Source organism: Burkholderia sp. LMU1-1-1.1 (assembly GCF_040675865.1).
In the GTDB taxonomy this organism is placed as follows: domain Bacteria; phylum Pseudomonadota; class Gammaproteobacteria; order Burkholderiales; family Burkholderiaceae_D; genus Rugamonas.
This window is the reverse complement of sequence record NZ_JBEGHG010000011.1, coordinates 1-18,140: the sequence shown is the minus strand read 5'-3', so window position 1 is coordinate 18,140 and position 18,140 is coordinate 1. Positions and strand designations below refer to the sequence as shown.

11 protein-coding genes are annotated in these 18,140 nt (G+C 69.0%); 1 reads left to right on the top strand and 10 read right to left on the bottom strand.

All coding sequences use genetic code 11. The features are described from left to right. Positions 1 to 3: 3 nt before the first annotated feature. Positions 4 to 1,266, top strand: coding sequence for a flagellar hook-associated protein FlgL (flgL, locus tag MRBLMU1_RS11155; RefSeq protein WP_363501015.1), 1,263 nt, complete (start codon positions 4 to 6; stop codon positions 1,264 to 1,266). A 9-nt stretch (positions 1,267 to 1,275) separates the two neighbouring features. Here flgL and MRBLMU1_RS11150 read toward each other — a convergent pair whose 3' ends face one another. From MRBLMU1_RS11150 to MRBLMU1_RS11105, 10 genes are all read right to left on the bottom strand, one after another. After that, entirely contained in the window at positions 1,276 to 3,354 is a 2,079-nt protein-coding gene (locus tag MRBLMU1_RS11150) for a C1 family peptidase (protein WP_363501012.1), read from the bottom strand. 130 nt (positions 3,355 to 3,484) lie between these two features. Then, a complete protein-coding gene (locus MRBLMU1_RS11145; protein WP_363501009.1) occupies positions 3,485 to 12,310 on the bottom strand; it encodes a beta strand repeat-containing protein in 8,826 nt (2,941 codons plus the stop codon). Positions 12,311 to 12,394: 84 nt separating this feature from the next. Then, positions 12,395 to 13,237, bottom strand: a complete 843-nt coding sequence (fliR, locus tag MRBLMU1_RS11140) for a flagellar biosynthetic protein FliR (RefSeq protein ID WP_363501006.1) — start codon at positions 13,235 to 13,237, stop codon at positions 12,395 to 12,397. A 47-nt stretch (positions 13,238 to 13,284) separates the two neighbouring features. Continuing rightward, the gene (fliQ, locus tag MRBLMU1_RS11135; protein ID WP_363501003.1) at positions 13,285 to 13,554 is read right to left on the bottom strand and encodes a flagellar biosynthesis protein FliQ; all 270 of its coding nucleotides are present in this window, start codon (positions 13,552 to 13,554) and stop codon (positions 13,285 to 13,287) included. Positions 13,555 to 13,563: 9 nt separating this feature from the next. Continuing rightward, a complete protein-coding gene (fliP, locus tag MRBLMU1_RS11130; protein WP_363501000.1) occupies positions 13,564 to 14,349 on the bottom strand; it encodes a flagellar type III secretion system pore protein FliP in 786 nt (261 codons plus the stop codon). After that, positions 14,339 to 14,923, bottom strand: coding sequence for a flagellar biosynthetic protein FliO (gene fliO, locus MRBLMU1_RS11125; protein WP_363500997.1), 585 nt, complete (start codon positions 14,921 to 14,923; stop codon positions 14,339 to 14,341). The genes fliP and fliO overlap by 11 nt, the downstream gene beginning before the upstream one ends. Then, a complete protein-coding gene (fliN, locus tag MRBLMU1_RS11120; protein ID WP_090322382.1) occupies positions 14,920 to 15,351 on the bottom strand; it encodes a flagellar motor switch protein FliN in 432 nt (143 codons plus the stop codon). The genes fliO and fliN overlap by 4 nt, the downstream gene beginning before the upstream one ends. 44 nt (positions 15,352 to 15,395) lie before the next feature. Next, complete coding sequence (gene fliM / locus MRBLMU1_RS11115; protein ID WP_363500994.1) at positions 15,396 to 16,376, bottom strand: flagellar motor switch protein FliM; 981 nt, start codon at positions 16,374 to 16,376, stop codon at positions 15,396 to 15,398. Between the two features lie 28 nt (positions 16,377 to 16,404). After that, positions 16,405 to 16,917 (bottom strand): flagellar basal body-associated protein FliL, encoded by a 513-nt coding sequence (gene fliL / locus MRBLMU1_RS11110; RefSeq protein ID WP_363500991.1) that lies wholly within the window; start codon positions 16,915 to 16,917, stop codon positions 16,405 to 16,407. Positions 16,918 to 17,132: 215 nt separating this feature from the next. After that, on the bottom strand, positions 17,133 to 18,140 hold a 1,008-nt coding region (locus MRBLMU1_RS11105), incomplete at its 5' end, for a flagellar hook-length control protein FliK (RefSeq protein WP_363500988.1).

Sequence of the window (18,140 nt, the reverse complement as noted above, 5' to 3'; positions counted from 1 at the left end):
ATCATGATCATGCGCATCAGTTCCAAGACCATCTACGACGTCGGCGTCGGGCAGATCAGCTCGCTGCAGTCGGCGCTCGCGCGTACCCAGTCGCAGTTGTCGACCGGGCGCAAGAACCTGACCGCCGCCGACGATCCGATCGCCACCGCGCGCGCTCTGGAAGTGACGCAATCGCAAGGCATCAACACCCAACTGGTGACCAACCGTTCCAACGCCAAGAGCATGTTGTCGCTGGAAACGGTGGCTCTGCACAGCTCGGGCACGATCATGCAGGACATCAAGACCCTGCTGGTCAACGCCGGCAACGGCAGCATGGCCCAAAAGGACCGCGAATCGCTGGCCGTGGAGCTCGAGGGCAGGCTGCAGGATTTGCTGGGCCAGGCCAACAGCTCGGACGGCGTCGGCGGCTATGTTTTCTCCGGCTACAAATCGACCACGTTGCCGTTCACGCAAACGGCCACCGGCGCCGCCTACCAGGGCGACCAGGGACAGCGCTCGCTGCAGGTGGGCTCGACGCGCACCCTGCCGATCAGCGATTCGGGCGCGTCCGTGTATGAGAACAACGCCACCGGCAACGGCACTTTCGTCACCGGCGCCGCGCCCGGCAATTTCGACCGCGGCGGCAGCGGCATCATCAGCGGCGGCTCGGTCAAGGACGCCACGCAGCTGACCGGCAACCGCTACCAGATCGATTTCCAGGTGGTGCCGGCCACGCCGGGCGTGCCGAAGGTGACCACCTACACCGTCACCGACCTGACATTGAACCAGCCGGTGCCGGCCACGCCGGTGCCGGCCGTGCCGCAGCCCTACGTCAGCGGCCAGAACATCACCTTTGACGGCTTGCAGTTCGATATCAAGGGCGATCCGGCCGACCTCGACAGCTTCAGCGTCGAGCCCAGCACCAAGCAGTCGGTGTTCACCACCATCACCGACATCATTTCCGCGCTGCGCGCGCCCGGCGACGGCCCGGCCGGCCAGGCCAGCCTGAGCAACAAGCTCAACCAGGCGCACCTGAACATCGACAACGCCTACGACAATATGCTGTCGATCGAGTCGGCGGTCGGCTCGCGCCTCAAGGAGCTCGACTACCTCGACAGCTCCGGCGACGACCTGAACCTGCAATACGCGACCACTTTGTCCGGCCTGCAGGACGTCGACGTGGTCAAGGCGATCTCGTTGTTCACGCAGCAGCAGACCAACCTGGACGCGGCGCAGAAGTCGTTCAAGACCCTGTCCGGCCTGTCGCTGTTCAACTACATCAGCTAAGCGGCCGGCTCAATATCCCAGATCCGCGACCGGCACCGCCAGCGGCGCCGACGGCGGGCGGCCCAGCACCCGGTTGATGGTGCGCCCGAGCACGCGGATATCGTTGTCGAAGCCGCCGTGGCTGGCCTGCTCGGTGCGCGTGGCCGACACCCTGATCCGGTCGCTCGTCACCTCGCACGCGGCGGCGCCGTCGGCCTGCGGCGGCAGCGCCGCCACCCACGCGCGCCACGCCTTCACTTGCGGCCAGTCGGCCGGCTTCCACAGATCGTCGTCGTGCTGGTTGGCGTTCCGGTATAGCAGGCGCTGCAGGCCCGCCAGCGGCGTCTTGCGTACGTTTTCAAAGCCCCGGCTCACCAGATACAGCAAGGACTTGCCGTACGGCCCGACCGTGTCGGCGCGCTCGCTCACGTCCGACAGCAGGTGCAGCCAGAAGCGGTCGGCGGCGAGGAATTTGTCGGCCACCCTGGCCTGGTAGTGGCGCGCGGCGAAGTCGAGCGAACAGGCCGGCGCGTACAGCGTCACCGACGCGATCGGCACGCCGGCGGCCTGGCACAGGTCCAGCAGGTGGCCGTGCACGAAGGCGCCGGCCGAATGGCCCACCAGGTGCAGCTCCAGCCCGGGGTGGGCGGCGCGCAGCCGCCCCAGCACGGCGGCCAGCAGGTGCAGCGCACCGCCGTCCAGCGCGGCCTCGGCGGCGTTGGCCTTCATCTCGTTCCACAACCACTTGATGTTGTGGGCGGCCGCCTCCAGCAGCTTGTCCCGGGCCTCGGCGACCAGGCCCCCGACCAGGGCCCGGGGTGCGATGCCGAGCGCGTCGTCCAGCGAGCCGGCCAGGGTGTCGAGGATGCCGGTGCGCCAAGTGTAGAACAGCGGATAGACGCCGTTGGCCATGAAGTAGGGTCCCATGACGCGGATGCGCCGGATGGACTCTTCCTCCTTGTTGAGGCCGCCGTGGGCGTAGATCACCACTTTCCCGCTGGCGGCGCCGTCGCCGCGCAGCCAGCGGCCGATGTTGTCCAGCGCCACCCGCTCGACCAGGTCGCCGGCGCGGCCGATGTCGGGCCGGCCGATGCGCACCGCGCCGTTGTTGCCGGCCACCAGCGCGTGCTCGTAGGCGGCCTCGGTGGTCCACGGGTGGGCCGCCGTGGCCGGAGCGATGTGCGGGCCACTGTGCGGACGGACTTCGCCCGACACCAGCGAGTTGCCGATGCGCCGCGCGCGCGATGGCGGCAGCGCCTGTTCCACCTGCGGCACGCCCAGCGCGGCGACCCAGGCGTCGGTGCCGTTGGCGATCCAGTCCGGATAGCTCAGCACGGCAAAGCCGCCCGCGCCCCAGTCCGTCCCCCAGGAGTTCTGCACCACGAAGCCGCGCTCGTTGTAGCCGACCAGCGCGAAGGCGTGGCCGCCGGTCGCCGCGGCGCCATCGCGCCAGGCGATGGCCGGCAGGCCGTCGTGGCCGCCGGCGGACGCCTGCGGCGGGCTGGCCTCGAGCGCCCAGCCGTCGTGCACGGCGGCCGATACGTAGATGGCGCCGATCTCGTGGATGGCCGCCTGCATGTCGGACACCGATGCGCTGTCGACCCGGTAATAGGTGCCCAGCGGGCGCGCCAGCGCGTCGCGCGCCCAGTCGGCGGCGGGGCGGTAGGCCCTGGCGCCGGCCGCGTGCACGCTGCGGGTCCACAGCGCGCCGGCGCAGCTGCCGTGCTTGTTCCAGCCCTTCATCGCGCCGCGGCAGCTCGAGCCGTCGTAATCCTCGCCCGGCCATTCGTCGTAGAAGCGCGCCAGGTCGTACAGCATGTGCGGGCTGACGCCGGTGAAATCCTTTTTGTTTTTCGCAGTCTTCCACAACAGGAAATTGACGGTGGCCGCCAGTCCGTAGCCGGTGCAGGCGCCGTCTTTTTTCTGGTCCAGCACCAGGCCCTGTTCGATGTACGGCGGCAGCAGCTTGCGCAGCGCGGCGTCGTCGGGCCAGCGCGGCGGCAGCGAGGCGATCGGCGGCGCGTAGGGACGGTCGCGCAGGTCGAGCCGGTCCGGGCGCGCGTCCAGCTGGACGGTTTTGGCGCCGATCTTGATTTTTCGCGTGGGCATGCTGGTCGGCCGGTGGAGGTATCGACGCTAGTCTACGAAGGAATCAACGTTGTGTAAATTGCAAAGTGCAAACGGACGGCGCAAAAAAAACGGCAAGCGGGCGCTTGCCGTTTCGTTGACCGCGCCCGTCTTACTTGGCGGCCAGCATGCCCGTTGGCGCCGGCTTGCGGAACCACTCGTCGGCGTGCGCCGCCGCGCCGCCGCTCAAGCCGGTGCTCGCCTGGTATTGCCTGATCTGCTCGCCCAGCGCGGCGACGCTGCCGCCCAGCGCGCTCTGCGCGGCGCCCATGCCGGCCGAAGCCGCCGTGAGCGCCGGCATCGTCAACTGGCCGCCCGCCGTGTCCATCGCGGCCTGCGCCTGCGCGTAGCCGCCCAGCGCTTGCGCCAGCGCGCTCACCTGGGTGCCCACCGGAGTCGAACGTTCGGCCCGGAACCAGACGTCGGCCACCTGGTGGACGCCGCCGTCGGTGGTGGTGTAGCTGGACCGCAGCCCGATCCAGTTGCCGTTGTCCAGTTCGCTGGTGCCGGTGGCGCCGACGCTCATGCTGGCGATGCCCAGCGCGTCCAGCGTGCGCAGCTCGCCGCTCTGGCTGACGCCGTCCGCGTTGGCGTCCACCCACACGCGCAGGTCGCCGAACTGCGCGTCCTGGCGGTCGACGACGCCGTCGCCGTTGGCGTCGATGTCGGCCAGCGCCGCGAAGCCGTCGCGCGCCTTGCCGCCGGCGGTGGCGGTCGATGTGCCGAACAGCTCGCCGCCGTCGTTGATCGTGCCGTCATGGTTGCGGTCCAGCGCGAGCAGGCCGTCCCCCCGGCCGACCCAGCCGGTGGCGACCTGCTGGCCGTCGGCGTGCAGGTCGAAGCGCACGCCGGCCTCCAGCGCCAGGGTGCGCACGCCGTTGCCGTCGAGATCGAGGATCAAAGGACTGGTCAGCAACGCCGCGCGCTGCTCGTCGCTCAGCGCGGCCAGCTGGTCGGCGCTGAACGCGCCGGCCTGCACCATCGTGAAGGCCGACAGCTCGGCCACCGTCAGCGCGGCGATCTGGTCGGACGTGAGCGCGGCGATCTGGGTGGCCTTGAGCGAGCGCACCTGCGCCGTGGTGAACGCGGCGACCTGGTTGGCGCTCAGGTTGGCGATGGTGCCGGCCGACAGCGCGCTCACCTGGGAGGTCTTGAGCGCGACGATGTCGTTGGCGTCGAGCATCTGGATCTGGTCCGAGTTCAGCGCGTTGAACACCGACGCGTTCAACGCCACGACCTGCGGCGCCTCCAGCGTCGCCATCTGGGCGGTGGTCAGGCCAAGCGCCTGCGCCGCGCCCAGCGCGGCCAATTGGTTGGTGCGCAGGTTGCCGATCATTTCGGCGCCCAGGCCGGCGATCTGGGCCGACGTGAAGCCGGACATCTGTCCGGCGGTGAAGGTGTTCAGCGAGCTCAGCGAGCCGAGCTGGGCGGTGGTCAGGCCGCGGATCTTCGTCACGTCCAGCCCGGCCAGGGCGCGCGTCGCCAGCGCCCCGAATTGTTCGATCGTGAGCGCGCCCAACTGGCTGGTTTTCAGCGAACTCAGTTGCGCCGAGGTCAGGCCGGTGACGGCCGCCACGTTCAGCGCGCCGATTTGAATCGTGCTCAGCGCGGTCAGGTTCAGGCCGGGCAGTTGCCGGGTGCTCAGCGCGCCGAGCTGGCCGGCGGTCAGTTGGGCCACCTGGCTTACGCTCAGTCCGTTGAGCTGCGTCGAGCGCAGGGTGGCGAAGTGGTCGCCGTCGATGGCGCCCAATTGCTGCGTGGTCAGCGCCGCCACCTGGCCGGCGTTGAGCGCGCTCAAGGTGCGCAGGCTGTTGATCTGGCCGGCCGACAGCGCGCCGATGTCGGCCACGCTGATGGCCTCGATCTGCGAGGTGTTCAGGATGGCGACCTGATCTAGCGTGAGCGCCGCGATCTGCGGCCGGGTCAGGGCGTCGACCTGGGCGTCGCTGAGCGCGCCGATGTCCTGCAGCTCGATGCTGGCGATCTGGTCGCTGCTGAGCCCGGCCAAGGCGGCCAGGTTGATGGCGCGCACCTGGGCCGTGCTTAGCGCCACCAGCTGGTCGGTGCTGATGGCGCGCATCTGCGCGAGCGTCAGCGCGGCGACCTGGGCCGAGCGCAATGTGGCGAGCTGGTCCAATCCAAGCGCGACCACCTGGTCCGTGGTCAGCGCGGCGACCTGGGTGCTGGTGAAGGCCGACAAGGTCGTCAGGCCGGCCAGTTGTTCGTTCGACACCGCCTTCATCTGGGCCGCCGTCAGCGACGCCAGTTCGGCCGTCGACAGCACGCCGAACTGCTCGACGCTCAACTGGGAAATCTGCAAGGTCGACAGGGCCGCGAACTGGCTGGCGCGCAGGCCGGACAAATCCTCGATCTCCATTGCGGCGATCTGCTCGCTCGACAGGCCGCGCAGCGCGGCGGTGCCCAGCGCGCGCCATTGGTCGGCCGACAGCGCCTGGATCTGGTGGGTGGTCAGCGCCTGCACCTGTTTGCTGGTGAGCGCGCCCACCTGCCTGCTGCTCAGCGCGGCCAGCTGGGTGTCGCTGAGCGCCTGGATGCGTTCGGTGCTCAGCGCGGCCACCTGGGCGGTGCTGAACGAGCCGATCACGTCGAGCAGCGCGAACTGCTCCGGCGTCAGATAGCCCAGTTGCGCGGCGCTGAGCGCGGCCACCTGGGCCGCCGTCAGCGCCAGCAGCTGGCTGGTGGTCATGCCGCTGATCTCCGCCGAGGTCAGCGCGCGGATCTGGGCGGTCTTCAGCGCGGCCAGGTCGCCAGGCTCGAGCGCGGCGAACTGGTCGGCGCTGAGCGTGGCGATGCTGCGGGTCGACAGCGCGGCCGCCTGCGTCGGGCTCAGGTTGATGATCTGGTCGGCGCTCAGCGCGCGCACCTGGTTGGCCGTCAGCGCGCCGATCGCGCCGGTGGAGAGGGAGGCGATCTGGTCGTTGGTCAGCGCGACGATCTGGTCGGTCGTCAGCGACATCAGCTGTGTCGAGCGCAGCGCGGCGATGTCGCCCAGCTCGATCGCGGCGATCTGCTCGGCGGTGAGCGCGGCCAGCGCGCGCGTGCTCAGCGCCAGCAGTTCGGCGGTGGTCAGCGCGACGATCTGGTCGGTCGTCAGCAGGGCGGCCTGGGTGTTGCTCAGCGCGGCGATCTGGGCGGTGCGCAGCGCGGCGATCTGGTCGGGCAGCAGCGCCTGCAGCTGGTCGCCGGTCAGCGCCCGCACCTGCGCGGTGGTCAGCGCGCGGATGTTGGTCAGCGCGTGCAGCTGGTCGGCGCTCAGCACGCTGACCTGTTGCGGCTTGAGGCTGGCCACTTCCTGGCTGGTCAGCGCGCCGATCTGGTCGACGGTGAACGCCAGCAACTGGTCGGTCGACAGCGCCTGGATCTGCGTCGTTTTCAGGCCGGGGATGTCGGCCGCCTCGATGGCGGCGATCTGAGCGACGGTCAGCGCGCGCAGCGCCGGCAGGCTCAACGCGCCGACCTGGGCCGCGCTCAGCGCGACCAGCTGCTCGGCGCTGAACACGGCGATCTGCTCGGTCTGCAGCGCGCCGATCTGGCGCGAGTTCAGCAGTTCGATGTCGGACGCCGTCAGCGCGGCGATGCGCGCCAGCGACATGGCGGCGATCTGCGCGGTGGTGTAGTCGGCCAGGTTGCCCAGCGCGGCGGCCTGCTCGGGCGTCATCGCGCCCAGCTGGGTCTGCGAGAAGGCGGCGATGTCGGCGCTGCTGAGCGCGTGCAGCTGGTCCAAGGTCAACGCGACGACCTGGTCGGTGGTGAGCGAGCGCAGCTGCGCGGTGGTGAACGCGGCCAGGTCCTCGACCTCGATCTGGGCGATCAGGGTCGGGTCCAGGCGCGACAGCAGGGCGGTGGCGATGGCGCGGATCTGCCCGGTCGACAAGGTGATCAGCTGGGCGGCGGTCAGGCCGCCGGCCTGGTTCTTGGTCAACGCGGCCAGCTGGCGCGTGCCCAGCGTGGCGAAGCGGTCGGCCGCCATCGCGCCGATCTGGTCGGTGCTGAGGGCGGCGATCTGCACGCTCGTCAGCGGTTTCAGGCTCGACAGCGCTGCCAGCTGGGCCGCCGTCAGGTAGCCGATCTGGCTGGTCGTCAGCGCGGCGATCTCGACGCTGGTGAGGGCGTTGTACTGGTCGGCCGACAGCGCCGCCAGCTGGTCGCTGTTCAGCACCACGAGCTGGCTGGTCTTGAGCGCGGCCAGGTCGTCGCCGGCCAGCGCGGCGATCTGGTCGGTGGTCAGCGACGCGATCGCCGCGTTCGACAGCGCGCGCACTTGCGCGGTGGTCAGCGCCGGGATCTGGTCGGTGGTGAAGAACTGGACCTGGGCGGTCGTGAACGCGGCGATCTGGGCGGTGCGCAGCGCGGCGAACTGGTCCGGCGTAAGCGCGAGGATCTGGTCGCTCGACAGGCCGGCGATCTGGCGCGTGCTCAGGCTGGCCAGGCTGCCCAGCGCGGCGAACTGCGCGTTGCTCAGCGCGGCGATCTGGCGGGTGGTCAGCGCGCCGACCTCCTGGCTGGTCATGCTGGCCAGTTGCACCAGGGTCAGCGCGGACACCTGGTCGGTCGTCAGCGAGGCGACCTGGTCGGTCCGCAGCACGACGATGTCGGCCAGTTCGATCGCGGCGATCTGGTCGGTCGTCAAGGCCGCCAGCGCCGCCGTCGACAGGCCGCGCACCTGGCGCGTCTCGAGCGCGACGATCTGGTTGGTGTTGAGCGCCTGCAGCTGGGCGCTGGCCAGCGCGTTGAGCTGGCGCGTGTTCAGGGTGGTGATCTGGCCCAGGCCCAGGCTGTCGATCTGGGTGCCGGTCAGGGCCCGGATCTGCAGCGTGGTCAACGGCGCCAGCGAGGCCAGGCTACCCAGCTGGGCGGTCGAGAGCGCGGCGATCTGCACGCTCGTCAGGCTGGCCATGGCGCGCGTGCTCAGCGCGGCGAACTGGCCGGCGGTGAGCGCGGCCAGCTGGTCGCTGGTGAGGGTGGTGATCTGGTTGGTGCCCAGCGCGGCGATGTCGACCGCCTCGATCGCGGCCACCTGGTCGGTCGACAGCGCGGCCAGGGTGGCGGCGTTGAGGCTGCGCACCTGCGCGGTGCTCAGCGCGACGATCTGGTTGGTCGTCAGCGCCCCCACCTGGATGCTGGTCAGGCCGGCGATCTGGTTGGTGCGCAGCGTGGCGATCTTGTCCAGCGCCAGGCTGGCGATCTGGTCGGTGGTGAGGGCGGCGATCTGGCGGCTCGTCAGCGGCGCCAGGTTGGCGAAGCTGGCCACCTGGCTGGTCGTGAGCGCGGCGATCTGGCCCGTGGTCAAGGCGGCGATGTGCTGCGTGCTCAAGGTCGCGAACTGGGCGTTGGTCAGCCGGCCCAGCTGGTCGGTGGTGAGCGCCGCGATTTGCCGCGTCGACAGCGCCAGCACGTCGACCAGCTCGATGGCGGGCACCTGGTCGGAGGTCAGCGCGGCGATCTGGGCCGAACCCAGCGCGCGGATCTGCGCGGTGGTCAGCGCGACCACGGCGTTGGTGCTCAGGGCGCCGATCTGGTCGGTGGTGAGGGCGGCGATCTGGCGCGTCGTCAGGCTGGCCAGGATGCCCAGCGACAGCGAGGCGATCTGGTTGGTGGTGAGCGCGGCGATGGCGGCCGTCGAGAAGCTCGCCAGCGACGACAGCGCGCCGAGCTGGTCGCTGGTGAGGGCGGCCTTCTGCTCGGGCGTCAGCGCGGCGATCTCCTGCGTGGTCAGCACGGTGATCTGGTTGGTCGTCAAGGACGCCACCTGGTCGGTCGACAGCGCCGCCACTTGCCGGGTCGACAGGCTGGCCAGCACCGTGTAGCTCAGCGCGACGATCTGGTCGGTGGTCAACAGGCCGATGTTGGCGGTCGATACGCCGCGCACTTGCGCGGTGGCCAGGCCGGCGATCTGGTCGGTGGTCAGCGCGATCAGCTGGTCGCTGCCCAGGGCGGCGATCTGGTTCGAGCGCAGGCTCGCCAGGTCGGCCAGGTTCAGGTGCGACAGCTGGTCGGTGCTGAACGCGCCCAGCTGCCGGGTGGTCAGCGCGCTCAACGTGGCCAGCGCGTCGATCTGGGCGTCGTCCAGGCTGGCGATCTGGGCCGCCGTCAGCGCGGCCACCTCGGCCGTCGTCAGCGCGCGCAATTGCCGGGTGCTCAGCGCGTCGAGCTGGTCGCTGCCGAGCGCGGTGATCTGGCGCGTGCTCAGCGCCATGATCTCGTCGAGGCGCAGCGCGGCGATGCGGTCCGTGCCGAGCGCGGCGATGCGGTCGGTGCCCAGCGCGCGCACCTGCGCGGTCGACATGGCCTGCACCTGGTCGCTGGTCATGGCGGCGGCTTGTTCGACGCTGAGCGCGGCGATCTGGCTGGTCTGCAGCGAGGCGAAGTCGGCCGTGCCCATCTGGGCGATCTGGTCGGTCGTCAACGACGCCATCTGGCGCGAGGTCAGCGGCGTGAGCGCGCTCAGCGCGGCGATCTGGTCGCTGTTGAGCGCGGCCAGCTGCTCGGCGTTGAGCGCGCGGATGCCCGCCGTGCCCAGCACGGCCAATTGGGCGGTGGTCAGCGCGGCGATCTGTTCGGTGCCCAGGCGCGCCAGTTGCGCCGTGCGCAGCGCCCTGAAGTCGCGCGTTTCGATGGCGGCGATGGCGTCGGTGGTCAGCGCGGCGACGGCCTCGTTGCTCAGCGCCACCAGCTGGGCGCTGTTGAGCGCGACGACCTGGTCGGTCGTGAGCGCGGCCAGCTGGCCGTTGTCGAAGGCGCCGAACTGGCGGGTGGCCAGCGCGCTGAAGTCGGCGGTCGTGATGCTGGCGACCTGGGCGGTCGTCAGCGCCCGCACCTGGCGCGTCGACAGGGCGTCGATGAAGCGCAGCGCGTCGATCTGGTCGGTGCTGAGCACGACGATCTGGTCGGTGGTCAGGGCGACGGTGCCGGCGGTGCCGAGCGCGGCGACTTGGGCGGTGCCGAGCGCGGCGATCTGGTCGCTGGTGAGCTGGCTGATCTGGATGGTGTCGAGGCCGGCGATGTCGCGCGTTTCGATGGCGGCGACCTGGTCGGTCGAGAGCGCGGCGATGGTCGCCGAGCCCAGGCCGCGCAATTGCGCCGCGCTCAGCGCTACGATCTGGTCGGTCGTCAGCGATTGCGCCTGTTCCAGCGACAGCGCGCGCAGCTGGCCGCTGGTGAGCGTGCCGAGGTTGCGCGTCGTCAGCGAGGCCAGCTGTCCGGTGGTGATGCCGGCGATCTGGACGCTCGACAGCATGGCCAGGGTCGACAGCGCGTTGACCTGGTCGCTCGTGAGCACGCCGATCTGGTCGGTGTCGAGGGCGGCGACGGCGGCGCTCGCCAGCGCGCCGAACTGGTCGCTGTTGAGGGCGACGATCTGGTCGGTCGACAGGCGCGCCACCTGCGCCGATTGCAGCGCGGCGATGTCGCGCGTTTCGATCTGGCCGATCTGGGCGCTGGTGAGCGCGTTGAGCATGGCGGTGCCCAGGCCGCGGTACTGGGCGGCGGTCAGGTCGATGATCTGGGTCGCCGTCAGCGCCTGCACCTGCTCGACGGTCAGCGCCGCCAGCTGCGTGCTGGTCAGGTTGACCAGGTCGCGCGTTTCCAGCGAGACGATCTGGTCGGTCGTGAGCGCCGCCATCTGCAGCGTGCCCAGCGGCGCCAGGCTCTTGAGCGCGGCGATCTGGTCGGTGCTGAGCGCGGCCAGCTGTTCGGGCAGCAGCGCGGCCAGGTTGTCGCTGCTGAGCGCGACCATCTGGTCGGTGGTCAGCGCCGCCAACTGGCTGGTGTTGAGCACGCGGATCTGCGCGCTGGTCAGCCGGGCCAGGTCGCGCGTCTCGAGCGCGGCCACCTGGTCGGTGGTCAACTGCCCGACCATGGCGGTGGTCAGCGCCGCCACCTGGGCCGTGCCCAGGCCGGCGATCTGGTCGGTGGTGAGCGCCTGCACCTGCTCGGGCAGCAGCGCGGCCAGCTGCGCGCTGCCGAGCGCGGCGACGGTCGCGGTCGTCAGGGAGGCGATCTGGCCCGTGGTGAGCGCGGCCATCTGCGCCGAGTTGAGCGGGGCCAGCGACGCCAGCGCGGCGATCTGGTCGGTCGTCAGCACCGGCAACTGGTCGATGGTGAGCGCGGCGATGGCGTTGCTGCGCAGCGCATGCACCTGGTCGGTGCTCAGGCCGGCGAGCTGGTCGCCGTTGAGCAGGGCGATCTGGGCCGGGCTCATCGCGATCAGGTCGCGCGTTTCGATCGCGGCGATCTGGTCGCTGGTGAGCACGGCCAGCGAGGCCGTGGCCAGCGCGCCGATCTGCAGGGTGGACAGGCCGGCGATCTGGTCGGTCGACACCAGCGCCAGCTGTTCGGCCGTCAAGGCGTTGATCTGCTGCGTGGCCAGGCGCGCCAAGGCGGCCGTCGCCAGCGAGGTCAACTGGTCGGCGCCCAGCGCCCGGATCGCGCCCGTGCTCAGCGCGACCAGCTGGCGCGTGGCCAGCGCGTTGAGCTGGTCGGTGGTCAGCGAGGCGACCTGGTCCGAGCCGAGCGTGGCGATCTGCAGCGTTTGCAGCGCGCGCAGGTCGTCGGTCTCGAGGGCGGCCACTTGCAGGTGGTTGAGGGCGTTGAGCTGGCGGCTGCCGAGGGCGGTCATCTCGCGGGTGCTCAGCGCGACCAGCTGGTCGGTGCTCAGCAGGGCGATCTGGAGGGTGGTCAGCGCGGCCACCTGGGGCAGCGTCAGCGCCGGCACCTGGTCGGTGGTCAGGCCGGCGAGGCCGTCGGCGGTCAGGAAGCCCAGCTGGCGGGTGCCGATGGCGCGCAATTGCGCCGTGCTCAGCACGGAAAACTGGTCGGAACTGAAGGCTTGCAAGTCTTCGGTCGACAGGCTCGCGATCATCGCCGTCGATAGGCTGGTGATCTGGTCTGTGGTAAAGCCTGTGATGATCGAAGTCATTGCTGTGTCTCCCGGGGAACTCCCATGATACGCATTAAATTGCCGCATGGAAATCAAATACTACCGGAAGGCGATTGAACTTCGCTATGACGCCGGGCCCGGTTGTCGCTCCGGCAAGCTTGCCGGGACGACGGGAGGGGGCCGCTGGGACCAGGTGCGCGGCATCAGCCGCGCCCGTTCAATGCCATCCAAAAACAGGTTCTGTACCGGCGTCGCCAGGTACGGCAGTGTCATGGCGACCACCAGCAAACCCACACCTAAAGTGATCGGAAAACCGATCCCGAACAAATTCAAAGCCGGCGCCGCGCGCGTCAAAATCCCGAGCGCGACGTTGGTGATCAACAACGCCGCCACGATCGGCAGCGACAGCTGGACACCGGTGCTGAAGATCCGTCCGCCCCAGTCGGCCAGCTGCTTGAAGCCGCCGCTGTAGATCGGCGTGGCCGACACCGGCAACGACGAAAAACTCTCCACCAGCGCCGACAGCAGCACCAGATGGGCGTTAACGGACAGGAAACCGAGGGTCGCCACCAGCGCCAGGAACTGGCTGATCGCCGACGAGCGCCCCTGCGTGTTCGGATCGAAGAACGTCGCGAAGCCCAGGCCCATCGTCAGGCTGGCGATTTCCCCCGCCATTTCCACGGCGGCGAAGATGATGCGGATGCTGAAGCCCATCGCCAGCCCGATCAGCATCTCTTGCGCCAGGATCAGCAGTCCGGCCAGCGACATCGGATCGGTGGCCGGCAGCGCCGGCACGGCCGGCGCCACGATCGCCGCCAGCATCACCCCCAGCATCACCTTGACGCTGGCCGGCACCGCCTTGTTGCCGAACAGCGGGGCGGCCGCCAGCAGGCCGAGGATGCGCGTGAGCGGCCACAGCAATCCTGCGATCCACATGTTGATATCGGCACTGGAGACGGTAATCATGAGGGTTTGTTACCCACAGTTACATTTCTCTGCGGAACTAATAACATTTAGCCAACCAGGTTGGGAATGCCGCCGAACACTTCGCGCATATAGTCGAGCATGACCGACAACATCCACGGGCCGGCGACCACCAGCGCGACGAAGATGCCGACCAGCTTGGGGATGAACGACAGCGTCGCCTCGTTGATCTGCGTGGCCGCCTGGAAGATGCTGACGATCAGGCCGATGATCAGCGCCACCAGCAGCATCGGCGCGGCGATCATCAGGGTGACCTCCATCGCGTGGCGGCCCATTGTCATGACGCTTTCGGGTGTCATCGCGGCCTCCTAGTAGAAACTCTGCGCCAGCGAGCCCAGCAGCAGCTGCCAGCCGTCGACCAGCACGAACAGCATCAGCTTGAACGGCAGCGAGATGACCGCCGGCGACATCATCATCATCCCCATCGACATCAGCACCGACGCCACCACCATGTCGATGATCAGGAAGGGGATGAAGATGGCGAAGCCGATCTGGAACGCGGTTTTCAGCTCGCTGGTGACGAACGCCGGCACCAGGATGCGCAGCGGCACGTCCTCCGGCCCCTGCAAGGCCGGGCTGCGCGAGAGCTTGACGAACAGCGCCAGGTCGGCCTGGCGGGTCTGTTTCATCATGAACGTCTTGAGCGGGGCGGCGCCCTTGTCCATCGCCTCGGTCATGCTGATCCTGTTTTCCTGCAGCGGCAGGTAGGCCTCGTTGTAGATCCGGTCGAAGGTCGGTCCCATGACGAACAGCGTCAGGAACAGCGCCAGGCCGACGATGACCTGGTTCGGCGGCGCCGACTGCGTGCCCAGCGCCTGGCGCAGCAGCGACAGCACGATGATGATGCGGGTGAAACAAGTCATCAACAGCAACGCCGCCGGGATGAACGACAGCGCCGTCATCAGCAGCATGGTCTGCAGCGGCAGCGTGTAGTTGGTGCCGCCGCCCGGCGCCGGCGTCGCGTTCAGCGCCGGGATGCCGATGTTGGACTGGGCGGCCGCCAGCAGCGGCAGCGCCAGCGCGCCCATCAGCAGCAGCGATGGGAGCGCGCGCGGCATGGCGCGCGGCGTGTTGCCCCGCTGGTTATTTCGCATTGCGCTTGTCGATCGTTTGTTTGAACCACTCGGCGAAGTTGGCCGTCTGCAGGGTGGCGGGGACCGCCGCTTCGCTGTTTTCCTGGCGCGGCATGGTCGCCAGCGCGTTCATGCGGCCCGGCGAGGCGCCGACGACGATCCATTGCTCGCCCACCTCGACCACCAGGATGCGCTCGCGCGTGCCCAGGCTCAGCGAGCCGACCAGCTTGACGGTGCCGCCGGCGCCGCCCAGGTTCCTGGGGCCGAAGCGCTTGAGGAACCAGGCGCCGCCCACCAGCAGCGCCAGCACGAACAGCAGCGCCAACGTGGTCTGCATCAGGCTGCCCGCGCCCGGGGCCGCCGGCGGCGGCGTCGGGATGGTCATCGCCAGCGGGCCGGGCGGGGTGGCCGCCGGCGCCGCCGGGGTGGTGGCGGGCGTGGCGGCTTCGGCGGCGGCCGGAACGACCGGCGTCGCCGTGGCCGGCGCGGAAGTCGCCGCCGCCTTGTCGGCGGCCGGCGCGGTGGACTGGGCGATCGCGGGCGCGGCGGCCAGGGCCGCCGCGAGGATCAGGGAAAGGGTCGGTCCGTGCTTCATTTATTCAGTTTTCGGATGCGTTCGGATGGCGTGATGATGTCGGTCAGGCGGATACCGAACTTGTCGTTGACCACCACCACCTCGCCCTGGGCGATCAGGCAGCCGTTGACCAGCACGTCCATCGGCTCGCCGGCCATGCCGTCGAGTTCGACCACCGAGCCCTGCGCCAGTTGCAGCAGGTTCTTGATGGCGATCTTGGTGCGGCCCAGTTCGACCGTCAGCTGGACCGGGATGTCGAGGATGAAGTCGATATCGTTGTGGGTCTCGGTCTTGCTCGGCGTGCCGGAGAAGTCCTTGAAGACGGCCGCGCTGGCGGCCTGCTGCGCTTGCTGCGCCTGCAGCGCCTCCGCCTCGGCCTGGGCTTGCTCGGCGATCGCGGCGCCCCAAGGGTCGTCCATGCTTTGATCGTCGTCTTGATTATCCGACATGTTTCTCTCCTGTGTTGCGGTTACCGGCGGCCAACGCCGCGGTCTTATTTAAGGTTATCGGCATTGGCGAGCAATTTCTCGACCTTCAACGCGTATTGTCCGTTCATCACGCCGTAGCTGCAGTCCATCACCGGCACGCCGTCGACGGTGGCCGAGATCATTTCCGGGATCGTCAGCGGGATGATGTCGCCCACCCGCATGTTGAGGATCTCGTCGAAATTGACCTTGGCCGTGCCCAGCGAGGCGACGATCTCGACCTCGGCGATCTGGATTTGCTGCGTCATCAGGCGGATCCAGCGCTTGTCGACCTCGAGCGCCTCGCCCTGCAGGCTCGACGTCAGCGAATCGCGGATCGGCTCGATCATCGAGTACGGCATGCAGAAGTGGATCTGGCCCGACACCGAGCCCAGCTCCACCGTGAAGGTCGACGCCACCACCACCTCGTTCGGCGTGGCGATGTTGGCGAACTGCGTGTTCATCTCCGAGCGGATGTACTCGAACTCGACCGGATAGACCGGCTCCCACGACTTGGTGTAGGCCTCGAACACGATATCGAGGATGCGCAGGATGATGCGCTGCTCGGTCTGGGTGAAGTCGCGCCCTTCGACGCGGGTGTGGAAGCGGCCGTCGCCGCCGAACAGGTTGTCCACCAGCAGGAACACCAGGCCCGGATCGAACACCATCAGCGCCGTGCCGCGCAGCGGCTTCATGTGCACCAGGTTGAGGTTGGTCGGCACCACCAGGTTACGGATGAATTCGCTGTACTTGGACACCCGCACCGAGCCGACCGAGACCTCGGCGCTGCGGCGCAGGAAGTTGAACAGGCCCACGCGCAGCAGGCGCGCGAAACGCTCGTTGATGATCTCCAGGGTCGGCATCCGGCCGCGGACGATGCGTTCCTGCGTGGCCAGGTTGTAGGTCCGTACGCCGGCGACGTCCTCTTGCTGCTGGGCGTCGTCCTGGTCGCCGTTGACGCCCTTCAGGAGGGCATCGACTTCTTCCTGGGAGAGAAAATTATCGGCCATGGTGGATTACTTACCTGTCAACTGCTGCTTACTGGATGATAAACGACGTGAACAGCACATCGATGATGTCCTGCTTGTCGCCGCGATGTTCGAACGGTTCCGACAACTGCTCGGTGATTTCCTTGGACAGCTGGACCTTGCCCTCGGGCGTGTTGATGTCGGCGGCTTTTTTGCTCGACAACAGCAGCAGCACGCGGTTGCGCACCTTGGCCATGTTCTTCTTGACGTTGTCCGCCTCTTCCAGGCTGCCCACTTCCAGGGTGAACGCCAGTTGCAGGTACTGGTCGCCGCCGGCCTCGCCCGGCTGCAGGTTGACGGTGAACGGCTCGACCGGGATGTACTCCGACGGCCCGGCCTTCTTGGCCGATTTTTTCTTGGCCGGCTTGTCTTCTTCCTCGTGCGCCTCGTCCTTGCCGTGCATGAAGAACCAGGCCGCGCCGCCGCCGGCCGCGCCGAGCAACAGCACCACCGCGACGATGATGATGATCAGCTTTTTGCTGCCGCCGCCCGCGGGCGCTTCAACTTTCTGATCAGCTTTCACTTTTGGATTCGCTTTCAAAATTACCCTTGCCTTTGCCCGTCTGGGACGAATGGATCATTTCGCCATTATGTCATTATCGGTTGTGCCTGCGCGGTTGGAAATGCCGAAAAGAACGGTGATCCAGTGGCTGCTTGACGCTTCCATAGTTGAACCGACAACAAAACCGGGAGGGCCGCGCCGCCGTTCCCGGTCCGTCCGTAGCCGTCCCGCGCCGCTCAGGCGAAGGTGTCGACCGCGCCGGCCGGCGCGCGCCGCGCCGGGGCGTTGGCGCGCGCGGCGTTGCCGCCATCGTCGCCGTCGCCGCGACCGGCAAGACCGGCGCCTCCGGCACGGCCGCCGCGCTGGCTTGCGCTATCGTTTTGCATGGAAGCGGCTTGCTGATTGAAACCGTTGTTCTGGTCCGACATTCCGGCCGATACCGTCGCGCTGCCGAGCTGGATGCCGGCCTCGCTCATCATCTCGCGCAGCTTCGGCAGCGCCGCCTCGAGCGCCTGGCGCACTTCCGGCTGGGCCGAGCTGAAGGCGGCGGTGGCCTGGTCCTTGTTCACGCTCAGCACGACCTGCAGCGGGCCCAGATCCGGCGGATTGAGTTCCATGGTAGCGCTCTGTTCGCCGCCGGCGGCCATGAAGATGACTTTCTGGCCCAGTTGCTGGTCCCAGGCCTGGGTGCCGACACGGCTGGTGAGCTTGTCCGCCGGCGCGGCGGCGGCCGCCTTGGCGGTCTCCAGCGCCGCTTGCGCGGTCGGCGCGATGGCGGCGGCGCTGTCCTTCAGCACCGGCAATGTCTCGGCGCTGGCGGCGCCGGCGCGCGGCGCGGCGGCGGCCAGCGCGGCGTCGGACTGATGCTGCTGTGCTTGCTCTGACCGGGTCAGTTGCTGCTGGAAGTCGGCGGCCGGCGCGGCCTTGCCGGTGGTCGCGGCGTCGGCCGTGGCGGCCGCGTCCTTCAACACGGCGGCGGCGCCGGCCTTGTCGTCGGGGCCGACCGCGCCGGCGTCGGCGTCGGTGCTGGCGGCGACGTTGCGCGCGGCGCTGGACGGTATCGGTATCAGCTTGCCTGCGGCGTTGGCGGCATCGGCGGCGGCCTTGGCCCCCGCAGCGGCCGCGGCGGCATCGGCCGCGGCCTGCGCCGTGGCGCCGGCGTTGGTCAGCGCGGCCTTGAAGTCGTCGGCGGCGTCGGCGCTGGCGCCGGCCTTGGCGGTCAGCAGCGCGGCGTCGTCGAGCGC

Bases quoted from the DNA above. Each gene is read 5' to 3' on its own strand.
- fliM (WP_363500994.1), bottom strand. From the start codon at position 16,376: ATGGCCGATAATTTTCTCTCCCAGGAAGAAGTCGATGCCCTCCTGAAG.
- fliQ (WP_363501003.1), bottom strand. From the start codon at position 13,554: ATGACACCCGAAAGCGTCATGACAATGGGCCGCCACGCGATGGAGGTC.
- fliN (WP_090322382.1), bottom strand. From the start codon at position 15,351: ATGTCGGATAATCAAGACGACGATCAAAGCATGGACGACCCTTGGGGC.
- MRBLMU1_RS11145 (WP_363501009.1), bottom strand. From the start codon at position 12,310: ATGACTTCGATCATCACAGGCTTTACCACAGACCAGATCACCAGCCTA.
- MRBLMU1_RS11150 (WP_363501012.1), bottom strand. From the start codon at position 3,354: ATGCCCACGCGAAAAATCAAGATCGGCGCCAAAACCGTCCAGCTGGAC.
- fliR (WP_363501006.1), bottom strand. From the start codon at position 13,237: ATGATTACCGTCTCCAGTGCCGATATCAACATGTGGATCGCAGGATTG.
- fliP (WP_363501000.1), bottom strand. From the start codon at position 14,349: ATGCGAAATAACCAGCGGGGCAACACGCCGCGCGCCATGCCGCGCGCG.
- fliO (WP_363500997.1), bottom strand. From the start codon at position 14,923: ATGAAGCACGGACCGACCCTTTCCCTGATCCTCGCGGCGGCCCTGGCC.
- flgL (WP_363501015.1), top strand. From the start codon at position 4: ATGATCATGCGCATCAGTTCCAAGACCATCTACGACGTCGGCGTCGGG.